This window comes from Bifidobacterium sp. M0399, assembly GCF_016100595.1.
In the GTDB taxonomy this organism is placed as follows: domain Bacteria; phylum Actinomycetota; class Actinomycetes; order Actinomycetales; family Bifidobacteriaceae; genus Bombiscardovia; species Bombiscardovia polysaccharolytica.
This window is the reverse complement of the sequence record NZ_JACFSD010000001.1, coordinates 583,566-603,991: the sequence shown is the minus strand read 5'-3', so window position 1 is coordinate 603,991 and position 20,426 is coordinate 583,566. Positions and strand designations below refer to the sequence as shown.

Annotated in this window: 16 protein-coding genes; 11 read left to right on the top strand and 5 right to left on the bottom strand. The window is 61.6% G+C overall.

Translation table 11 applies throughout. The features are described 5' to 3' along the window. Nucleotides 1–51: 51 nt before the first annotated feature. From H3V09_RS02435 to H3V09_RS02425, 3 genes are read right to left on the bottom strand one after another with little or no spacing between them, the layout of a single operon-like run. Nucleotides 52–990: a LysR family transcriptional regulator gene (locus tag H3V09_RS02435; protein ID WP_046322935.1), complete on the bottom strand. Its 939-nt coding sequence runs from the start codon at nucleotides 988–990 to the stop codon at nucleotides 52–54. A gap of 24 nt (nucleotides 991–1,014) precedes the next feature. Further along, nucleotides 1,015–1,797, bottom strand: coding sequence for a 2,3-bisphosphoglycerate-dependent phosphoglycerate mutase (locus H3V09_RS02430; RefSeq protein ID WP_046322934.1), 783 nt, complete (start codon nucleotides 1,795–1,797; stop codon nucleotides 1,015–1,017). 30 nt (nucleotides 1,798–1,827) lie between these two features. Next, on the bottom strand, nucleotides 1,828–3,735 hold the full coding sequence (locus H3V09_RS02425; RefSeq protein WP_198190828.1) for a bifunctional ADP-dependent NAD(P)H-hydrate dehydratase/NAD(P)H-hydrate epimerase: 1,908 nt from the start codon (nucleotides 3,733–3,735) through the stop codon (nucleotides 1,828–1,830). A 134-nt stretch (nucleotides 3,736–3,869) separates the two neighbouring features. Between H3V09_RS02425 and H3V09_RS02420 the strand changes: the two genes are divergently transcribed. Beyond that, nucleotides 3,870–4,559 (top strand): MgtC/SapB family protein, encoded by a 690-nt coding sequence (locus tag H3V09_RS02420; RefSeq protein ID WP_046322931.1) that lies wholly within the window; start codon nucleotides 3,870–3,872, stop codon nucleotides 4,557–4,559. 49 nt (nucleotides 4,560–4,608) lie between these two features. Here the strand turns inward: H3V09_RS02420 and H3V09_RS02415 are convergent, their stop codons facing one another. Next, nucleotides 4,609–6,210 carry an ABC-F family ATP-binding cassette domain-containing protein gene (locus H3V09_RS02415; protein WP_046322930.1) on the bottom strand — a complete coding sequence of 534 codons (1,602 nt, stop codon included), beginning with the start codon at nucleotides 6,208–6,210 and terminating at the stop codon, nucleotides 4,609–4,611. A 117-nt stretch (nucleotides 6,211–6,327) separates the two neighbouring features. Then, nucleotides 6,328–7,560: a TspO/MBR family protein gene (locus H3V09_RS02410; RefSeq protein WP_198190827.1), complete on the bottom strand. Its 1,233-nt coding sequence runs from the start codon at nucleotides 7,558–7,560 to the stop codon at nucleotides 6,328–6,330. Nucleotides 7,561–7,744: 184 nt separating this feature from the next. On the opposite strand from H3V09_RS02410, the gene H3V09_RS02405 reads away from it, so the two are divergent. The 10 genes from H3V09_RS02405 (at nucleotide 7,745) to hemQ (ending at nucleotide 20,387) form a co-directional block, all read left to right on the top strand. Then, a complete protein-coding gene (locus H3V09_RS02405; RefSeq protein WP_198190826.1) occupies nucleotides 7,745–8,347 on the top strand; it encodes a DNA-3-methyladenine glycosylase I in 603 nt (200 codons plus the stop codon). Between the two features lie 126 nt (nucleotides 8,348–8,473). Continuing rightward, on the top strand, nucleotides 8,474–11,431 hold the full coding sequence (uvrA, locus tag H3V09_RS02400; RefSeq protein ID WP_198191117.1) for an excinuclease ABC subunit UvrA: 2,958 nt from the start codon (nucleotides 8,474–8,476) through the stop codon (nucleotides 11,429–11,431). Next, nucleotides 11,428–13,728 (top strand): excinuclease ABC subunit UvrC, encoded by a 2,301-nt coding sequence (gene uvrC, locus H3V09_RS02395; protein WP_198190825.1) that lies wholly within the window; start codon nucleotides 11,428–11,430, stop codon nucleotides 13,726–13,728. Before uvrA ends, uvrC begins: the two co-directional genes overlap by 4 nt. A gap of 60 nt (nucleotides 13,729–13,788) precedes the next feature. After that, nucleotides 13,789–14,832, top strand: coding sequence for a shikimate dehydrogenase family protein (locus tag H3V09_RS02390; protein WP_198190824.1), 1,044 nt, complete (start codon nucleotides 13,789–13,791; stop codon nucleotides 14,830–14,832). A gap of 2 nt (nucleotides 14,833–14,834) precedes the next feature. Next, nucleotides 14,835–15,728, top strand: a complete 894-nt coding sequence (gene rapZ, locus H3V09_RS02385) for an RNase adapter RapZ (RefSeq protein ID WP_198191116.1) — start codon at nucleotides 14,835–14,837, stop codon at nucleotides 15,726–15,728. A 120-nt stretch (nucleotides 15,729–15,848) separates the two neighbouring features. Continuing rightward, a complete protein-coding gene (gene whiA / locus H3V09_RS02380) occupies nucleotides 15,849–16,808 on the top strand; it encodes a DNA-binding protein WhiA (protein WP_198190823.1) in 960 nt (319 codons plus the stop codon). A 79-nt stretch (nucleotides 16,809–16,887) separates the two neighbouring features. Continuing rightward, nucleotides 16,888–18,084, top strand: a complete 1,197-nt coding sequence (locus tag H3V09_RS02375; RefSeq protein WP_198190822.1) for a phosphoglycerate kinase — start codon at nucleotides 16,888–16,890, stop codon at nucleotides 18,082–18,084. Nucleotides 18,085–18,174: 90 nt separating this feature from the next. Then, entirely contained in the window at nucleotides 18,175–18,957 is a 783-nt protein-coding gene (gene tpiA, locus H3V09_RS02370) for a triose-phosphate isomerase (RefSeq protein ID WP_198190821.1), read from the top strand. 60 nt (nucleotides 18,958–19,017) lie between these two features. Then, a complete protein-coding gene (gene secG / locus H3V09_RS02365) occupies nucleotides 19,018–19,266 on the top strand; it encodes a preprotein translocase subunit SecG (protein WP_046322919.1) in 249 nt (82 codons plus the stop codon). 362 nt (nucleotides 19,267–19,628) lie between these two features. After that, complete coding sequence (gene hemQ / locus H3V09_RS02360; RefSeq protein WP_198190820.1) at nucleotides 19,629–20,387, top strand: hydrogen peroxide-dependent heme synthase; 759 nt, start codon at nucleotides 19,629–19,631, stop codon at nucleotides 20,385–20,387. Nucleotides 20,388–20,426: the final 39 nt, after the last annotated feature.

Sequence of the window (20,426 nt, the reverse complement as noted above, 5' to 3'; positions counted from 1 at the left end):
GGTTGTTTGCCTGTTAAGCCTTTGTTGGTTCGGCTATCGCTTGCCTGACTATTACTTGCTTGACTCCTGCTCGATCAGCGAATATCCGTGGTTGGACACCACCTGGCGTAACTTGTCCAAGTAGAGTTCGGCGGCATGGGACAGCTTGGTCCGGCTGTTGACGATCCAGCCCAAAAGCATGGATTCATCCGACTCCAGGGGGACACTGACGATCTTCTCGTTGTTCAGGTCCTCGTTGTCGATGCCAGTGCAGACCGTGTAGGCGTTGAGCCCGACGATGAAGTTGAGCATCGTGGCCCGGTCGCTCACGGTGATCTGCTTGGGGGAGTAGTCGGGCCAGACTGCCTCCTCTGCAAAATAGAAGGAACCCTCCTCGCCCTGCTCATACTGCAGGAAGGGGTAGGGCTCCAAGTCCTTCATGGTCACCATGGCCCGATCAGCCAAGGGGTTGGTCCGGGCGATAAAGACATGCAGATCTGCACGGAAGAGGGGATGGAAGTCCAGGTGTTTCTCACGAAGCATCTTGGACAGGACCCGTTTGTTGAAGTCGGACTCGTAGATGATGCCTATCTCGGACTGAAGAGTGGCCACCTGGTCAATGATATCCCTGGTGCGCGTCTCTCGTATGGTGAATTCGTACTCATCCGAATCGATGGAGTTGATCATCTCCACGAAAGCTTCCACAGCGAACATGTAGTGCTGGGTTGAAACCCGGCAGAGCTGCTTGCGGGGCCTGACCTGCCGGTAGCGAGCCTCCAGCAGGTCGGTCTGATCCAGAATCTGCCTGGCATAGGTAAGGAATTCCGCCCCGTCTACTGTCAGAGCAATCCCCTGGGAGTGGCGGGTGAAGATTTCGATGCCCAGCTCGTTTTCCAGCTCCTTGACCGATGAGCTCAGAGCCGGCTGGGAGATGTAGAGCTCGTGCGAGGCCTCGTTCATGGAGCCGCATTCGACAATCTTGACGATGTAGCGCAGTTGGAGCAGTGTCATGTAAGCAAATCTATACCCAAGTCTCTATCGGCCCAAGGCCGCGGTTTCAGCTATGCCCTGGTTCGCAGCCTTCTGATCAAGATAGTGACCCGGACCCATGACTTGAAGATTGCCATCTTCATCGGTCTTGAAGTTGTAGACCATAGGAACGCCCGTGGGCACGTTGATGGACCGGATGTCCTTGTCGTCAACGTCTTCAAGGACCTTGATCAGGCTCCGAACCACGGAACCATGGGTGACGATGAGCACAGTCCGACCTTGGGCCAGGTTGGGGGCTATCCGGCTTCGCCAGTAGGGATGCAGACGGAGCAGCAGATCCTTGAGGCACTCGGCGCGGATCTCGGCCGGATTCTGGCTGTCCAGCCCGTCGCCCATGGCAGGGTAATAGCGTGGATCCGGTCCCTGAAAGTATGGTGAATCGGTTTCGATGGCAGGCGGCCTGACATCGTAGGAACGTCGGTAAATGTCGAATTGCTGCTGACCATAGCGTTCCAGCATGGCCGGTCGCGTCTGTCCCTGGAATGCGCCATAGTGGCGCTCGTTCAGCCGCCAGGTGCGCTCTACCGGAATCCAGGCCCGATCAACCAGGTCCAGCACCGTGTTGGCAGTGACGATGCTTCGGGTCAGCAGAGAGGTGAAGACCATGTCGGGCAGCAGGCCTGATTCCTTGAGCAGCTGTCCGGCATGGCGGGCCTGTTGCAGTCCGCGATCCGTCAGAGGCACGTCCACCCAACCGGCGAAACGGTTGACCGACTTCTGAGTCCAGACGCTTTCTCCGTGACGCATGACGATGAGCTGCGAGGTCATCAAATCGACTCCTTTTCTGATGACGTGTTTTTAGAACCAGAGCGAGCTGTTTTCGAAGAAGAGGGAAGCATCGTCGCCTTCCTGGGCGGATTGGTCGATTTGATCAGCAGACCCTGCGGCTCTTGACATGACCAGACCTATAGCCCTGGGCAGAGCATCGGCCACCTGGCCGGCACGGATCGGCTGCCCCATAAGCCCTAAAGCTATCCCGTGACCTTCCTGCTGGCTGTCCTGGGCTACCAGATCCGCAAAATCCTGAGGCTTACGCGGGTCGAAGATCAGCGGTTGCTCCCAGCCGGTCTGCCTGCCTCCGCTGGCCAGAGAACCGGCAAGCCCGTGCACGAAGGCCGCAGCAGCTGTTAGATCCACCATCAGCATGGCATCATCCTGGATTGGTCCGGCATTTTGTGCCAGCATGGCCCCGATGGTTCCGGAAAGCACGTCTCCTGATCCGGCTGTAGACAGCCATGCTGGGCCGAAGCCTGTGGTCATGACGCGGGGACGGTCGGTGCCGTCCTCGCCGACGACCAATGTAATGGCCCCCTTGAGCAGAATGGTGGCCCCGGTCAGCTGACAGGCTCGGATTGCCCAGTGCAGGGGTTCGGCCATGACCAGGTCGCCGTTCACGTTCTCGCCATGCGAGTTGAGTAAGGCGGCCATTTCGCCAGCATGTGGGGTAAGCACCGTGCGTGGGCCCAGCCGGTCCGGCAGCAGATCCAAAGCACCGGCATCGGCTACTACCGGCGGGTCAGCTGCTGCTTCATCCTCGTCCAGGTCTGCGGCCTGACGGCTGAGTATATCGGCAATCAGATCACGCTGATCGTCCTGGCCTTGAGGTCCAGCTGCCTCCTGTGCTTGCCTGGTGGGTACACCAGAGCCCAGAACCCAGGATTCAACCCTTCCGCGGCCCAGGACGGTCTCGGGCAGCTCTTGCAGGATCAGGTCGCCCACCTGCTCGGGGCCGCAGTAACGGATCATGCCCACGTTGCCGTTGGCAGCAGCCTTGCTGGAGAGCAGCCCGGCGCCATGGTAGAGGGCGGATCCGGTGACCAGGCCGACCACGCCCCGACTGTACTTGGTGTCATTTACCCGAGGCGCTCTCAGGAGACTGGCGCAGTTCTCAGCGCTCATGCAGGAGACGCTGGGGACCAGGGCCGAAGTGTCAAAACCGAAGTCAACCAGGACGATTCTGCCGCAGACATAGGCTGCCGGGGGCAGCATCAGGCAGGGTTTCATGGCTCCCATGGTCACGGTCACATCTGCCGGAATGTAGGCACCGGGAAGTGTGCCCTCGTCCACGTCCAAACCGGAGGGGGTATCCACGGCCAGCACCAAGGGCCTATCCTGGCCGGCGGGGTCGTGCCAGGCTGGTCTGTCGGGCAGACCGCTCTCCATGCCCAGTTCTACGGCCAGAGCAGCGGGAATGCCGCGCAACGCCCCCTTGAGGCCGATACCCGTCATGGCATCGATAATCAGATCCGCCTGTCGGCACAGTTCCAAGGCCTGGTCCATCTCCTCGGATGCTTGGTCCGGTCCGGAGGGGGTCTCGCAGCCGGGGATGGCTGCCTGGGGATCCAGGGCCGTGACCACTCCGCCGGCGCGTAGAAGAGCATCCAGCCCACCCTGGTGCAGGCTGCGTCCGGTGGCCACCACAGTCACGTCGGCCCCGTGCCCGGCCAGATCAGCTGAGGCATAGAGCCCGTCGCCGCCATTGTTGCCGGCCCCTGCCAGCAGGACGATCCTGGCGCCTGCCGGCTCCAGTCCAGCCTGGGTCAGCATGACATCGGCCACGGAGGCCAGGGATCCGGCGGCAATGCGCATCAGAGGCACCCCGTCATCCAAAAACGGCTGCTCCAGGGATCGGATCATGTCGGCTGAATAGGCGCTGGTGGCCAGGGTCCGCCGGGCTTCGCGGCGTTCATCTGGTGACGGCTTCATGGCATCACACCCCTCATTCAAAAGGTCCACGTGCGGCGGCACGGCCGGCCACGTGCTGGCTCCACTCTATCCGATGGCCATGTCCTGCAAGCGTTATAAGGTCTGCCTATTTACGAGGGCAGGAAAGGAAATTCATGCAGGGATTCGCAATGCCGAACCCGGGCCAGATTATGGCAGTGGTCCTGACGGTGGTCCTATGTGGCCTGATCGGTTTCGAGCGCGAGTTCCTCAAACACGACGCTGGCATCCGCACCCATATTCTGGTGGGTCTGGGCAGCTGCCTGTTCACCATGGTCTCCCTTTACGGCATCCAAGCCGCTGTAGGCAACTACTCTTGGGATGCCTCCCGAATTGCGGCCGGAGTGGCCTCGGGCATCGGCTTCATCGGCGCCGGGGTCATATTCTTCAACCACGATTCTGTCAAGGGTCTGACGACGGCCAGTGCCATCTGGGTGGCCGCTGCTGTGGGCATGGCCTGCGGGGTCCAGCTCTTCGCCATCGCCATCCTGGCTGTCGTCTTCTACTTCCTGGCCGTTCTGGTCATCGCACCCATCCTCAAGTGGTTCCTGCGCAACCGTCAGAACACAGTTCTGCGTATCGTCTATCAAGACGGCCACGGCTGCCTGCGTGAATCCCTGCTGCTGGCCACCCGCATGGGCTTCGAGTCCCGGGTGCTGACCATCCACGAGCTGCACCGGGATGCCTGGAAGGGCGCCGATGTCACCGTCAACCTGTTGGGCAAGGGGGACGTGACCGAGCTGGTCGAATCCATAGGCCAGACTCCTGGGGTCAAAGGGGTTGAGGTCCTGGGGGAGGACGACTGACCCGCTGACGACACAGACGACCCACAGCCATGGGCCAACAGGTGGCTTCCTACTCTTCGGCCACCAGATCCAGATAGTCGTCGCTCCAGAGGTCCTCGTCACCGTCGGGCATGAGCAGCACCCGTTCAGGGTTGAGCGCCTTGACGGCCCCCTCGTCGTGGGTGACCAGCACAATGGCCCCCTCGTACTTGGCGATAGCCTTGAGTATCTCGTCCCGCGAGGCGGGGTCCAGGTTGTTGGTGGGCTCGTCCAGCAGCAGGACGTTGGCCCGGCTGGTCACCAGGGTGGCCAGGGCCAGGCGTGTCTTCTCGCCACCCGAAAGAACCTTGGTGGGCTTCATGGCGTCGTCCCCTGAGAAGAGGAAGGAGCCCAGGATGGTCCGCGCCTGGGTGTTGTCCAGGTCCGGGGCCACATGCTGTAGGTTCTCCAGAACGGTGACATCGTTATCCAGGGTGTCGTGCTCCTGAGCGAAGTAGCCGATCTTGGCCCCATGCCCCAGGGTCACCTTGCCCGTGTCGGGCTGCTCGATGCCGGCCAGCAACCGCAGGGTGGTGGTCTTGCCAGCGCCGTTGTATCCCAGGATGACCACCCGGGAGCCCTTGTCGATGGCCAGGTTGATGCCGGCGAAGACAATGTTGGATCCGTAGGCCTTGGACAGGTCCTCGGCCATGATGGGCGTGCGGCCGCAGGGAGCGGGATCCGGGAAGCGCAGGTCGGCCACCTTTTCTGCCTTTTCCGCCTCCTGGGTGTCGGCCAGCAGGCGCTGGGCGCGGCGCATCATGTTCTGGGCGGCCACGGCCTTGGTGGCCTTGGCGTGCAGGCGGATGCCCTGCCGCATCAGGCGGTCGGCCTTCTTCTCGGCCACCTCGCGTTCGCGGCGTCGGCGCTCCTCGTCCACCACCCGCTGGCGCAGGTAGGCCTTCCATCCCATGGTGTACATGTCGATGCAGGAGCGCTGGGCATCCAGATGCCAGATGCGGTTGACGGTCTCGTCAAGCAGCTCGGTCGAGTGTGAGATGATCAGAAAGCCGCCCTCGAACCGGCGCAGGTAGCCTTTGAGCCACTCAATGGAGTCGGCATCCAAATGGTTGGTGGGCTCGTCCAGAATCAGGGTGTCGGCATCGGAGAAAAGGATTCTGGCCAGTTCTACCCGTCGGCGCTGACCGCCGGAGAGGGTACCCAGTGCCTGCTGCAGTGTCTCTTGGCTGAGCCCCAGGCTCTCACCCATGACGATGGCCTGTGATTGGGCCGCATAGCCTCCGGCGTTCTCAAAGTCCTGCTGGGCCTTATCGTAGCGCTTCATGGCCTTTTCCATGATTTTGGGATCCGGATTGGTCATCTCGGTCTCGGCCTTACGCATCCGCTGGATGATGGATGCGATGTCCCTGGCGCTCATGACCCGGTCCAGGGCGCTTTGCTCGGAATCACCCGCATGTGTGGACTGGGGCAGGTATCCCAGCTGTCCGGTCACCCGCACCTTGCCGGCCGAGGGAAGCATGTCTCCGGTGATGACCCTGGTCAACGTGGTCTTGCCGGCGCCGTTGCGACCCACCAGGCCGATGCGGTCGCCTTTGGTCACATGGAAGTCGGTGGCTTGCAGCAGTAGTCGGGCACCTATTCGGATCTCAAGTCCCTGCGCCTCAATAGCCATGCCGCCTCCGACCCCGCTTTCCTTGTGGATTCAAAACTTGCAAGGAATCATGGTAGCAAGAAGCAAGCCCTGCCAGTGCGTCTCGGCTGACGGGGCAATGGATGAGCCGTGGATGAATCAGCGACGGACCAGTCTGAACTTGCTCCAGGGGAAGTAGACCAGGAAGGCGCCCACGGCCGTCAGGGCGATGACCAACACACCCATGGCGGCCGCGAAGGAGAAGATCCTGATGCCGATGCCCAGACATGCCCAGATGACCACCAGGCCGAAGACCCAGTCTTTGCCATGCCTGTTCATCAGATAGGCTACGGCCAGGAGTGCGCCGACCACGATGATGGTGGCAAATCCCTGGACGGCATTGCTGACCTTGTGCCCGGCGACCACCATGTATCCTGCGTTGACCACGGTGGCCACGCTCAGCCAGCTGGCGTAGATGGACAGGGGAATCCAGTCCAGGGCCTTGGCGGCGGTCGGGGTTCCGGCCTTGGTGGCGTCCCTGCGCACTAGGGCATAGAGCATCCAGGCCAGCACAGTCAGAACGAGGATGATGACCAGGGCCCAGAAGTTGCGCTCCATGTGCCACAGAGCCAGCCAGGCGATATTCAGGCAGCAAGTGGCCACAAAGAGCAACCCGCTCAGCGTGAAGGGCAGGAATCCCAGGCGTTTGCGGCTGGGGCCCGCCAGGCAGAAGCGGAAGAGCCATATGGCCAGGGCAATGTAGATGACCCCCCAGATGGCGAAAACATAGCCGGCGGGCATGATCCAGAGGTCGACCTTGCGGGCCAGGCCACCTACGGTCGTGCCATTGAAGTGGTAGACCTCCGCATAACCGTTGAAGCCCACCATTGCCACCCAGGCCACCCAGAGCAGGATGTCCTCGAAGAGCTTCCATCCGCGACCCTTGGAGGATTCCTGTTCCTTTTCAGGCTGATTCTGCTTTTGATACTGCTCTTTTGCTTGTTCCTGAGCCCGATTTGATCCCTGCGTCGCTTCATTGCTGCTGCGATCAGAGCGACCTTTGCCTCCATTGGCGGTCTCATCAGCACTGGTTTTCCCAGCCGCTGCCTTCTTTGACGAATCATCAGACTGCTTGGCTGCAGTACCCGAAAGCGATGAACCCGAAGCAGACAAGTCTGGAGTTGATGAATCCGAAGCCGACGAATTTGAAGATGCCGAACGTGCATCTGTCGAACTCCGAGTTGCCGATGCAGAGCTCGATTTCGTGGAACCTGCACCTGCTGAATTTTTGGCTGATTGGCTGCCCTGCATGGCAGGGGAGGTACGCTTGGCTCTCTCGACCGGATCCTCCTTGTCGGTCCAGAGTCTGCGCGGATTGTCCTTGTCAGTCATGGCACATGCTTCCTCTCCTTGCCGGCCGCAACCGTACTGCCGCCATGGGGATGGCCCCGGGCATGGGCCGACCGGCCTCTGCTTCAACTCTAAATCGGCCAGCCTGACTCGGTGGTATTGACCACCCGGTCAGGACTGCCGCCGGTGCTAGCCTGAAGCCGAATGCCAGAAAGGGGAGTACAGCATGGCCGAACCTTCACATAGATGCGACTGGGCTCGAGTAGACGACCCGCTCATGCGCAGCTACCACGACCATGAGTGGGGCCGCCCCCTGCATGGCTCCCAGAGGCTCTTCGCTATGCTCTCCTTGGAGATATTCCAGTGCGGGCTCAGCTGGCAGCTGATCCTGCATCGTCGTCAGGCCTTCTTCAAGGATTTCAACAACTTCGATATTCAAGCGGTCGCCGCCTTCGACACCGACCGAATCGACCGTCTCATGGCCGACCCTGCCATCATCCGCAATCGACGCAAGATCGAAGCCACGGTGGCCAATGCCGTCGTGGTCGCCAGCCAATTCCCCGGGGAGGAATTCGACCGCTACTGCTGGTCCTTTACCGGTGGGCTGACAATCAATCACGACTACCCGGACGATTCGTCCATACCGCGCTACGACCACCTGTCAGCCATCGTGTGCAAGGACATGCGCGACCTGGGCCTACGCTTCCTGGGCCCGGTGACCGTCCACTCCTTCCTCCAGGCAGCCGGCATGATCAACGACCACCAGCACGACTGCTTCCTCAACGGTTGCAAACGCCCGCCTCTTGATTCGCCGGACTTGTCCATCTAAGCCGTCATCGAACACCTGTTCGAATTATTCGGCCCAGGCGATATTATGGTCAGGCTCTGGCCTCAGCCTTGGCCATGGGTCTTCAGGGAAGCGGATGGGAAGCACGTGAAGCAGCAGAACAAGCCTATGTCGATAGTGGACGCGGCCATCGAAAACCCGCGCATGATCGAATCCAAGGGGTCCCTGGTGGCGGACCTGTCCATGGTGCCCAACGACCGAAAAATCGTCATCCAAGGCGCCCGGGCCCACAACCTTAAGAACGTCAACCTGTCCATACCCCGCAACCGGATGGTGGTCTTCACCGGCCTGTCAGGCTCCGGCAAGTCCTCTCTGGCCTTCGACACCCTCTTCGCAGAGGGTCAGCGCCGCTACGTGGAGTCCCTTTCCGCCTATGCCCGCCAGTTCCTCGGCCAGATGGACAAGCCGGACGTGGACTTCATCGAGGGTCTGAGCCCTGCCGTCTCCATCGACCAGAAGACCACCAACCGCAACCCCCGGTCCACCGTGGGCACCATCACCGAGGTCTACGACTACTTGCGTCTGCTCTTCGCCAGGACCGGCATTCCCCACTGCCCGGTCTGCGGGGCTGAGGTGCGCGCCCAATCGCCACAGCAGATCGTCGACACCCTCATGTCCAGGCCCGAGGGGACACGCTTCCAGCTGCTGGCCCCCATCGTCAAGGGCCGCAAGGGCGAGTTCGTGGAGACCCTGGAGCTCCTGCGCTCCGACGGCTACTCCCGGGCCATCATCGACGGGGACATGCACCAGCTGTCCGACTCCATCAAGCTGACCAAGCAGAAGAAGCACACCATCGAGGTGGTGGTGGACAGACTGGTCATCCGCGAAGGCATGCGCCAGCGGCTGACCGACTCCGTGGAGACCGCCCTGCGACTGGCCAAGGGCACTGTGGTTGCCGACTTCGTGGATATGGATGCCAAGGATCCCGAGCGTCGCCAACCCTTCTCCGAGAAGCGGTCTTGTCCCAACGGCCACGAGCTGGAACTGGACGAGATCGAGCCACGGACCTTCTCCTTCAACGCCCCCTATGGAGCCTGCCCGGCCTGCACCGGCCTGGGATTCAACCTGGAGATCGACCCTGAGCTGGTAGTGCCCGACCCGGAGAAGAGCCTCAAGGACGGGGCCGTGGAACCCTGGAGCGGCACCAAGAGCCAGCAGCGCTTCTACGGCCACCTGCTGGATGGTCTGGCCAAGGAAATGGGCTTCTCCACCTCGACCCCCTGGAAGGACCTGCCGGAGGAAGTCCGCCATGCTGTCATGTACGGGCACGACTTCAAGGTGGATGTCTCCTACCGGAACCGCTGGGGCCGCCTGCGCGAGTACACCACCGGATTCGAGGGCGTGGTCCGCACCCTGATGCGTCGCCACGACGAGACCGACTCCCAACCCATGAAGCAGTATTACGAGTCATACATGCGCGAGGTGCCTTGCCAGGTCTGCCAAGGCAAGCGCTTGAAACCCGAGGTCCTAGCCGTGACCGTGGACGGTCTGTCTATCGCCCAGGTCTGCGATATGGCCGTATCCGCCAGCCTGAAGTGGGTGGAGGGCCTGCATATGGGGGGCGCCCAGGCCAAGATCGCCGGGGAGGTCCTCAAAGAGATCCGCGCCCGCCTGCGCTTCCTCAACGACGTGGGTCTGAACTACCTGACCCTGTCACGGGCCGCAGCCACCCTCTCCGGTGGCGAGGCCCAGCGCATCCGTCTGGCTACGCAGATCGGCTCGGGCCTGGTGGGCGTCATGTACGTGCTGGACGAGCCCTCCATCGGCCTGCACCAGCGGGACAATGATCGGCTGATCAAGACCCTGCAGCGGCTGCGCGACCTGGGCAACACACTGATTGTGGTCGAGCATGACGAGGACACCATACGCCAGGCCGACTGGCTGGTCGATATTGGCCCGGGGGCCGGCGAGCATGGCGGTGAGGTCATCTTCTCCGGGCGCTCGCAGGACCTGGTCAAGGCCTCGCGTTCAATCACCGCAGACTACATTGCCGGTCGTCGTTCCATCGAGGTGCCCAAGCGCCGCCGCAAGACCAGCAAGACCCGGCAGCTGACTGTGGTGGGGGCTCGGGAGAACAACCTGAAAAACCTCAAGGTCTCCTTCCCACTAGGGGTCATGACACTGGTCACCGGCGTCTCCGGCTCCGGCAAGTCCACACTGGTCAACTCCATCCTCTATCCGGTCCTGGCCGACCAGCTCAACAACGCCCGCATCGTGCCTGGCAAGCATACCCGGGTGGAGGGCGTGGACCAGGTGCGCAAGGTCATCCATGTGGACCAGAACCCCATCGGTCGCACCCCGCGCTCCAACCCAGCCACCTATACCGGCGTCTGGGACAAGATCCGCCAGCTCTTCGCCAAGACCCCGGAGGCCCAGGTGCGTGGCTATGGTCCCGGCCGCTTCTCCTTCAACGTCAAGGGCGGCCGTTGCGAGACCTGCCACGGTGACGGAACCATCAAGATCGAGATGAACTTCCTGCCCGACGTCTACGTGCAGTGCGAGACCTGCCATGGCAAGCGCTACAACAGGGAGACTTTGGAAGTCACCTACAACGGCAAGACCGTTTCGGACGTGCTGGACATGCCCATCGAGGAGGCCGCCCACTTCTTCAAGGCCTATCCCTCCATCGCCCGCTACCTGGACACCCTGGTGGACGTGGGACTGGGCTACATCCGCTTGGGTCAGCCAGCACCCACCCTGTCTGGAGGCGAGTCCCAGCGGGTCAAACTGGCCACCGAACTGCAGCGGCGCTCCGACGGCAAGACCGTCTACATCCTGGACGAGCCGACCACGGGCCTGCACTTCGAGGATGTCCGTAAGCTGCTCAAGGTCCTTCACGGCCTAGTTGATAAAGGCAACACGGTCATCGTCATCGAGCACAACCTGGACGTGATCAAGACCGCTGACTGGATCATCGACCTTGGACCCGAGGGCGGCGACGGTGGCGGCACAGTGGTGGCCCAAGGGACTCCTGAGCAGGTGGCCGCCAATCCAGACAGCTGGACAGGCAAGTATTTGAAGCCCATGCTGGATTCCGCCAAGGTAGCCAAGGCTGCACGATCATGACCCGCAGCTGCTTCGAGCGTCACACGCCGCAGGTATGGCGACGCACCGCTCAAGCCCTGGAGGAGGAGTCCGCCACTGGCACCACCACCGGCGTCAACAAGAACGGTGCACCCCTGCTGGGGGACAGCCGTGATCTCTTCCGCCCCAAAACATCGGACATTCCAGCCCAGCCAGGTGTCTACAAGTGGCGGGATGGCGACGGTCGGGTTATCTATGTGGGCAAGGCCAAGAACCTGCGCAACCGTCTGACCAATTACTTCCAGCCCCTGGAAAACTTGCATCCGCGCACCCAGACCATGGTGCTGACGGCCCGGAGTCTGGAGTGGACCGTCGTGGGCACCGACCTGGAGTCCCTGACCCTTGAATACACCTGGATCAAGGAGTTCGACCCCCGCTTCAACGTCAAGTTGCGTGACGACAAGACCTACCCCTACCTGGCTGTCTCCGTGGGAGAGGAGTTCCCCCGGGTCTGGATGACCCGTGTGCGCAAGCGGCATGACACCCGCTACTTCGGCCCCTACGCCAAGGTCTGGGACATGAAGCACACCCTGGATGCCCTGCTCAAGACCTATCCTGTGCGGACCTGCACTCCCGGCGTCTTCCGCAAGGCCAAGCTCAGCGGCCGCCCCTGCCTGCTGGCCTCCATCGGCAAGTGCTCGGCACCCTGCGTGGGCCGGATCAGCGCAAGCGACCACCGTCGTCTCTGTACGGAGCTGACTGGGGTCATCACAGGCAGGCTGGGCAAGAGCTACCGGACCAGCCTGACCAGGAGCATGCAGAAGGCCAGTAAGGAGCTGGACTTCGAGAAGGCCGCCCGTCTGCGCGACCAGATCGCCATGCTGGATACGGTCATCGAGCAGAACGCCGTGGCCTTCGCCTCCAACGTGGATGTGGATGTCTTCGGCGTGGCCTCGGACGAACTGGAGGCCTCGGTACACGCTTTCTTCGTGCGCTCTGGAGCCATCCGCGGCGAACGCAACTGGAGCGTGGAGCGGGTCGAGGACGTCTCCGACAGCGAGCTGATCAGCGACCTGCTTGTGCAGGTCTACTCGGACCTGATGAATGAGAACGACAGCGAACTGCACAAGCTGCCAACAGAGTCGGACACACCCGTCTCCATCAGCCAGGACAGGGATGCCATGGGCTCCACCCAAAAAGTCACGGCCCTGGATGCCGAGGCCCGAGCCAAGGCCACCAGGAGCCGGCATCGCCATCAGGACCAGACCGGACGTGCCGACCTGCTGGCCCCCATTTCTCCAGTGCCTCCCGAGGTCATTGTCCCTATCCAGCCGGATCGGACCGGCGACTTGCAGGAGTGGCTGCGGGAGCTGCGCGGATCCGCAGTGACCATCCGTGTGGCCAGTCGTGGTGAGAAGAAGTCCCTGATGGACCGGGCCAACGCCAACGCCCGCCAGGCCCTGCAGCGCAGCAAGCTCAGTCGTATGAGCGACATGGGCACCCGCACCCAGGCCATGAACGACGTGGCCAAGGCCCTTGGGCTGGACCGCGCTCCGCTGCGCATCGAGTGTTACGACATCTCCAACACCGTGGGTGGCCAGTTCCAGGTGGCCTCCATGGTGGTCTTTGAGGATGCCGTCCCTAAGAAGTCCGAGTACCGTCGATTCGCCATTCGAGGCGAGGACGGCAGGGGCGCTGTGGACGATATGAGCGCCATCTATGAGACTCTGACCCGGCGCTTCCGTCACGGCAACATAGCCGGTGACAGCGGTGACAGTATGGAGGCCGAGCGAAAGGCCAACGACAAGGCGCCTGAATTGGTGGAGCAGGAGGAGGGGGCCATCGTTCAGCAGAACACCGCCACCCGCCACTTCGCCTACAAACCCAACCTGATCGTAGTCGATGGTGGCAAGCCTCAGGTAACAGCCGCGGCACGGGCCCTGCACGACTGCGGTGTGGACGATGTGGCCCTCTGCGGGCTGGCCAAGCGACTGGAGGAGGTCTGGGTGCCTGACGATGACTATCCCATCATCCTCAAGCGCCAGTCCGAGGGCATGTACCTGCTGCAGCGCGTGAGGGACGAGTCTCACCGATTCGCCATTACCTACCACCGTCAGACTCGGCGCAAGGGTGCCCTCCGGTCGGCTCTGGACGAGATTCCGGGCATCGGCCCCGCCTACCAAAAAAAGCTGCTCAATCACTTTGGATCAGTCAAGCGCATGCGCCAGGCATCACAGGAAGAGCTGGAGGCCGTCAAGGGCATCGGCTCTGCCAAGGCCAAGGCCATCTATCAGACCTTGCATAGTGACCAGAACCAGACCGGGGACAGCCAGCGATAAAATGGCTCAGGAGGCTGGCAAAGAGCCATGCCATGATTTGATTGGTGCGTGATTGCAGATATGAATGGACCTGATCGTCGTTGTGCCGTTCTGGGCGACCCAATCAGCCATTCCCTTTCGCCTCTTTTGCATAGATCAGCCTATGCCGCACTCGGCCTGGACGGCTGGCGCTACGACCGTGTGCGCGTGGATGCTGACGGCTTGGCGGACTTTATCCACGGTCTTGACCCGTCCTGGGCCGGTCTCAGTCTGACCATGCCCTTAAAGAGTGCTGTCGGCGCCTTGGGCAACTTTAGTGATTTCTGGTCTAAGACCCTGAGGGTGGCCAACACAGCAGTCTTTGAGCAAGGCGGTCCCGGGAAAAGGCCGTCTCTCTACAACACCGACGTGGAGGGTATCGTAGCCGCCCTGCTGGAGGCTGCCGACCGCTGCCATGCCGATGAAGACCCTGACGATTTGGCTGCCCTGCTGGAGGCAGCATGCCAAGGGCAACAAGACCAGCTGCCCGACCAACCGTACACAGGAGCGCGGGCTTTGGTCATCGGCAACGGGAACACAGCCGAGTCCGCCTTCTGCGCCTTGAAGGTGTTGGGAGTCGAGCGTGTAGACCTGCTGGCCCGAAATCCGAAGCACTGTGACCACATGCTGGACCTCGCTTCTCGATTGGATCTGTCTGAGCCAGCCGTCACCGCCATGGACCAATCTGAGACAGCCAAAAAGGCTCTGACCGGGGCCGATATTGTCGTCTCCACCCTGCCTGCGGGAGCAGCCGACCCCCTGTCTGATCTACTCAGTACAGTTGAGACTCCTGACGCCAAAACTTCCGAGGCAGAGACAGCCAAGGCCGATACTTCCGGCGCCAAGCCCGCCGATGCCATTGGCACCGATGAAGACGGACGCCTGGGCTCGGTCCTGCTTGATGTGGTCTATGACCCCCGACCCACCCCGCTCATGAAGGCCTTCTGCCGTCAGGCGGGCGCTCGTGCCATCAGCGGTGAACGCATGCTGCTCTATCAAGCCGTGCGTCAGGTGGCACTGATGACCGATCGACCCCTGGCCGCTGTTCCGGCAGCTGCTATGGACCGAGCCTTGAGGGAGGCATGACGATGACGACGGGAAAACCGCCCTTCGCAGGCTTCGAGGTACTGCTAATAACGGGAATGTCCGGCGCAGGCCGCACCCGTGCTGCCGACTCCATGGAGGACATGGGCTGGTATGTGGTTGACAACATGCCCCCGCGTCTGCTTGTACCCCTGGTCGACATGATGACCTCCGCCGGAAGCTCCTTGCACCGCCTAGCTGCTGTTATTGACGTCCGTTCCCGCTCCTACTTCGACGACCTGTCGGCTGTGCTCAGCCATCTGGACGACCTGGGCGTGCGCTGCCGCATCCTCTTTCTGGACGCCTCTGACCAGGTTCTGGTCAAGCGCTATGAGTCCGTCCGCCGACCACACCCCTTGCAGGGCTCCGGTCGCCTGATCGACGGCATCCACGAGGAGCGCCGCTTGCTGGGCGGTCTCAAGGAGCGCGCCGACATGGTCATCGACACCTCCAATCTGAGCATCCATCAGCTCTCCACCCGCCTGTATGAAATGGTCCTGGGCTCCGGCCCGACCACAGTGGGCGTGCACATCATGAGCTTCGGATTCAAGTACGGCTTGCCCATCGATGCCGACTTCGTAGCGGATGTGCGCTTCCTGCCCAACCCCTACTGGGTCCCCGAGCTGCGGGACCTGAACGGCCATGACGGCCCGGTCCGTGACTATGTGATGGCCAGCAAGGGCGCCAAAGAGTTTCTGGATGCCTACACCACCGCCATCTTGACCGCGCTCAGCGGCTATGCGCGTGAAGACAAACACTATGTGACCATCGCCTTTGGCTGTACTGGCGGACAGCACCGTTCAGTGGCCATGGCCGACGCTCTGGCCGTCCGATTGCGGTCCCGGGGAATGGAGGTGACGGTTTCGGCCCGCGAGCTGCCGCACCGTCCCCGCGGATAGCCAAAGGCGCAATTTGTCCAAGATATTCGATATCACAGTAATCCGGTGGTCGGCATGGCAGGTGTGTCGTGCGACCGAGAAGTATTCATTTTTCAGTATTTTTTCGTAGGAGGACGGCTCTTGGCCCTACTTGATGATGTCAAAAGCGAGCTGGCCGCGATTGACAACGAACCCCCCTCTGCCAAGAAAGCACAATCGGCGGCCATGATCCGCTTCGGTGGCGGTCTGCACATCATTCAGCGCCACATTGTGGTGGAAGCGCAATTCGACTCCCTGCCAGCAGCGCAGTGGTTGCAGAACACCATCAGGGACGTCTACGGCCATGATTCAGATCTGATCCAGGTCAAGCGGCAGGCCCCCACCGGCAACCTGACCCGCTACTCGGTCCGCGTGCTGCGGGCAGGCGGTGCCCTGGCCCTGCAGACCGGACTGCTGGACCGTCGCAAGCACCCGGTTCGTGGTCTTCCCGCCGACATCGTCTCGGGCAATATCGCCCAGGTCAAGGCCGCCTGGCGAGGGGCCTTCCTGGCCCATGGCGAGCTGTCCGACCCGGGCAAGGCCTCCTATCTAGAGATTGTCTGCCCCGGATCCGAGGCCGCTTTGGCCCTGGTAGGCGCCGCCCGCCGTCTGGGCATCAACGCCAAGGCCCGCCAGGTGCGCAGCTCCGAGCGTGTCACTTTGCGTGACCCGGATGTGATCGAGCGCATGCTCAACCTGATGGGCGCCCCCAAGTCCTCCAGGGAGTGGACCGGCAAGCGCAGCGACGGTGAATCCCGCGGCAAGGCCAACCGCCTGGCGAACTTCGACGATGCCAACATGCGCCGCTCTGCCAAGGCAGCCGTGGAGGCCAGTGCCAAGGTCACCAAGGCCTTCGAAATTCTGGGCGACGACATCCCCGAGAATCTGCGTGCAGCCGGCCAGCTTCGTCTGGACCATCGTGAGGCCTCCCTTGAAGAGCTGGGCCGCCTGGCCGATCCACCGGTCACCAAGGACGCCATCGCCGGACGCATCCGCCGTCTGCTGCAGCTGGCCACCAAGGTCGAAAAGAAGAGGGCCGAGGAACAGACCAAACAAGAGTGAGATAGCTCACACAGGTCGGTCTGCCTGAGTACCATAGCAGGGGAGCGGGCGCATGGACCCGCAGTCAGAAAGGATACGCATGAAAACACTGAAGAGCCTCGGTGATCTCAAGGGCAAGCGCGTGCTCGTCCGCGCGGACTTCAACGTGCCGCTGGACGGCACCACTATTACAGACGACGGCCGCATCCGCGCCGCCTTGCCAACCATCGAGCAACTTCGTGGCCAGGGCGCCAAGGTTATCCTCATGGCCCACCTGGGTCGCCCCAAGGGCAAGGTCGTTCCCGAGCTAAGTCTGGCCCCTGTGGCCGACCGCCTGGGCGAGCTGCTGGGCGTGCAAGTTCCTCTGGCGGAGGACACCTACGGTCCCGATGCCCATGCCAAGGTGGCCGCCATGAACGACGGCGATGTAGTCCTGCTGCAGAACGTGCGCTACAACCCCGAGGAGACCAGCAAGGACGAGGCTGAGCGTGATGCCTACGCCCGCAAGATCGCCGACCTGGGCGATGTCTTCGTTTCCGACGGTTTCGGCGTGGTCCACCGCGCCCAGGGCTCCAACTACTCCGTCGCCAAGTTCCTGCCCTCTGCCGCAGGTCTGTTGGTCGAGAAGGAAGTCAAGGCCCTGTCCAAGGCGACCGAGAACCCCGACCGGCCCTTCACTGTGGTCCTGGGCGGTTCCAAGGTCTCCGACAAGCTGGGCGTCATCGAGAACCTGCTCAGCAAGGCCGATCGTCTGGTCATCGGCGGCGGCATGGTCTTCACCTTCCTCAAGGCTGAGGGCTATGAGGTTGGCTCCTCCCTGCTGGAGGAGGATCAGGTCGACACCGTCAAGGGCTACATCGCCACCGCACGCGAGAAGGGCGTGGAGCTGGTCCTGCCCACAGACATCGTGGTGGCTGACGAGTTCAAGGCGGATTCGCCTCACCAGGTGGTTCCTGCTGACGGCATCCCCGCAGACAAGATGGGTCTGGACATCGGTCCCGACTCTCAGAAGCTCTTCCACGACAAGATTGTGGACTCCAAGACCGTGGTCTGGAACGGACCCATGGGTGTCTTCGAGTTCCCGGCATTCGCCGATGGCACCCGGGCTGTGGCTCAGGGCCTGGTCGATGCCACCAAGGCCGGAGCTTTCACCATCGTCGGCGGCGGCGACTCTGCCTCGGCCGTGCGCAACCTTGGCTTCCCTGAGGATGGCTTCTCGCACATCTCCACCGGCGGCGGCGCCTCCCTGGAGTTCCTTGAAGGCAAGGAACTCCCTGGCCTGAAGGTGCTGGAGTAAAATCGGCAAACAGACGGGCAATGCCGGGTCACCGGGTTTCGCATCCGGCGGCCCGGCATTGTTGTTGTTGCGCGGATGGAAAGGTCTGGTATGGCACGCATTCCCCTGGTGGCCGGCAATTGGAAGATGAACTTCGACCATCTGGAAGCCACCTATTTCGTGCAGAAGCTGGCCTGGCTCCTGCGCGACGCCCACTTCGACCGCAGGCGTTGCCAGGTGGCTCTAATGCCCGCCTTCACTGCTCTGCGTTCCGTCCAGGTGCTTGTGGAGGCCGACAACCTGCCCATCGAATATGGGGCCCAGGCTGTTTCCGTTACTGCCCAAGGGGCCTTCACCGGTGATGTGTCCGCCGACATGCTGGCTCAGCTGGGCTGTAGCTACGTCATCGTGGGCCATTCCGAGCGGCGCAAGTACCATCCTGAGGACGACGCCAACATCGTCGACCAAGTCCGTGCCGTATTAGCTGCGGACATGAAACCCATCCTTTGCGTGGGGGAGAGCTACGAGGAGCGCCGCCAGGGCATCCAGCTGGACTTCGCCGTGGGCCAGGTCAACGACGTCACCCGCGACCTAGCCAAGGAGGACATGGCCAAGCTGATTGTGGCCTATGAACCAGTCTGGGCCATCGGCACCGGCATGGTGGCCACTCCGGACACTGCCCAGCAAGCTGCACGTGCCATTCGCAACCACATCTCAAGCAATTTTGGAGAGCCAGCCGGCCAGTCCGTGCGCATCCTATACGGCGGCTCGGTCACCTCCAAGAACGCCTCTCAGATGATCAGCCAGCCGGACGTGGACGGATTTCTGGTGGGCGGTGCCTCCCTGGATGTGGAGGAGTTCGCGCGAATCGTGCGACTGGCCGCCAAGGGCTGATGCGTTTTTCGCCGGGTATCTGTATACTTGTTCCCAGTTCCTTACATGGAGGTAAATGCCGTGACCATTGTCAAGATTGTGCTTGAAGTCGTTGTGATTCTTGCCAGCGTACTGCTAACCATGCTGATTCTGTTGCACAAGGGCAAGGGTGGCGGCCTGTCCGATATGTTCGGCGGTGGAATCGGCTCCAACGCTGGAACCTCGGGTGCAGCCGAGAAGAACCTGAACCGGTTGACCATTATTGTCGCCTTAATCTGGGTGGCCATCATCATCGCTTTGGACCTCATTTCCAAGTACAAGCTGGCCTGATTCCAGCAACCAATACATGAAATACCCAACCCCGGCATCAACCGGGGTTTTCCATATTTGGTTGATTTTCCCTATGGCTGTTGATCATGCCGATCTACCAGCGCCCTCGACCTCCTATTTTGTCATGCAGGTTTGTCGCGATTCTGCAGAGATGTCTCATCCATGAGGTCTGTACACGAGGCCCGTTTTCTTCATCCATAGTGCAAGGCCCATAGTCCTTGACTATTACCACAATAAGTCATTCACAATTCATCAATAATCCAACGATTCTGCCGCCTGACCTATAGAGTGGGTAATGGTGTGCCGAACGAGCGGCGCATCACACAATGTCGTGCAAGCGAAGCGAGCGAAAGGATGTGCTCATGGCTGAGCAAGCTGCACCGAGCCTGGAGGGCTGGTTCTGCCTCCACCTCTTCTGGAAGATCGATTGGGCCAAGTGGCGCCGAGTGCCTCAGAACGAACGCCGGGAATGCCTGGATGGGTTCGAGACCCTGGCCGCGCAGCTGGATGCTGTCCAGTCCCAGGGCAAGGGAAGCCACTACTGGTGCCAGGTCAATGGGCAAAAGGCCGACCTGGGCCTGATGGTCCTCAGGGAGACCCTGGACCAGCTCCAGGAGGTCGAGACCTCCCTGGAGAAGCTGCGCCTGTCCGATTATCTGGTGCCGACCATCTCCTATGTATCAGTCACTGAGGTGGGCCTCTACTCGGGCAAGCCGACCACGGACCGGGGATGGTCCTACGTCAATGCCAGCCTTCATCCCAAAACGCCCGACAAGCCTTACATCTGCTTCTACCCCATGTCGAAGACCCGCGTTCCGGGCGCCAACTGGTACACGCTGCCCTACGACCAGCGCAAGGCCTACATGCACGACCATGGCAAAATCGGCCGTTCCTACGCCGGTAAGGTCTCCATCATCCTGACAGGCTCCATCGGCCTGGACGACTACGAGTGGGGCGTCACCCTCTTCGCCGACGATCCTGTTCAATTCAAGAAGATCGTCACCGAAATGCGCTACATCGAAGCCAGCTCCATCTACGGCGAATTTCCCTACTTCCTGGTAGGCACCCAGGCTGATCCTGAGCGTATTGACAAGCTGCTCACGGACCAGTTGGGACAGTAACACCATGTCGACAAGAGAGAGAGAAGATCGATTCTTTCC

Excerpts from the sequence above, each read along its gene's own strand:
- H3V09_RS02435 (WP_046322935.1), bottom strand. The coding sequence starts at position 990 with ATGACACTGCTCCAACTGCGCTACATCGTCAAGATTGTCGAATGCGGC.
- H3V09_RS02430 (WP_046322934.1), bottom strand. The coding sequence starts at position 1,797 with ATGACCTCGCAGCTCATCGTCATGCGTCACGGAGAAAGCGTCTGGACT.
- H3V09_RS02425 (WP_198190828.1), bottom strand. The coding sequence starts at position 3,735 with ATGAAGCCGTCACCAGATGAACGCCGCGAAGCCCGGCGGACCCTGGCC.
- H3V09_RS02420 (WP_046322931.1), top strand. The coding sequence starts at position 3,870 with ATGCAGGGATTCGCAATGCCGAACCCGGGCCAGATTATGGCAGTGGTC.
- H3V09_RS02415 (WP_046322930.1), bottom strand. The coding sequence starts at position 6,210 with ATGGCTATTGAGGCGCAGGGACTTGAGATCCGAATAGGTGCCCGACTA.
- H3V09_RS02410 (WP_198190827.1), bottom strand. The coding sequence starts at position 7,560 with ATGACTGACAAGGACAATCCGCGCAGACTCTGGACCGACAAGGAGGAT.
- H3V09_RS02405 (WP_198190826.1), top strand. The coding sequence starts at position 7,745 with ATGGCCGAACCTTCACATAGATGCGACTGGGCTCGAGTAGACGACCCG.
- uvrA (WP_198191117.1), top strand. The coding sequence starts at position 8,474 with ATGTCGATAGTGGACGCGGCCATCGAAAACCCGCGCATGATCGAATCC.
- uvrC (WP_198190825.1), top strand. The coding sequence starts at position 11,428 with ATGACCCGCAGCTGCTTCGAGCGTCACACGCCGCAGGTATGGCGACGC.
- H3V09_RS02390 (WP_198190824.1), top strand. The coding sequence starts at position 13,789 with ATGAATGGACCTGATCGTCGTTGTGCCGTTCTGGGCGACCCAATCAGC.
- rapZ (WP_198191116.1), top strand. The coding sequence starts at position 14,835 with ATGACGACGGGAAAACCGCCCTTCGCAGGCTTCGAGGTACTGCTAATA.
- H3V09_RS02375 (WP_198190822.1), top strand. The coding sequence starts at position 16,888 with ATGAAAACACTGAAGAGCCTCGGTGATCTCAAGGGCAAGCGCGTGCTC.
- tpiA (WP_198190821.1), top strand. The coding sequence starts at position 18,175 with ATGGCACGCATTCCCCTGGTGGCCGGCAATTGGAAGATGAACTTCGAC.
- hemQ (WP_198190820.1), top strand. The coding sequence starts at position 19,629 with ATGGCTGAGCAAGCTGCACCGAGCCTGGAGGGCTGGTTCTGCCTCCAC.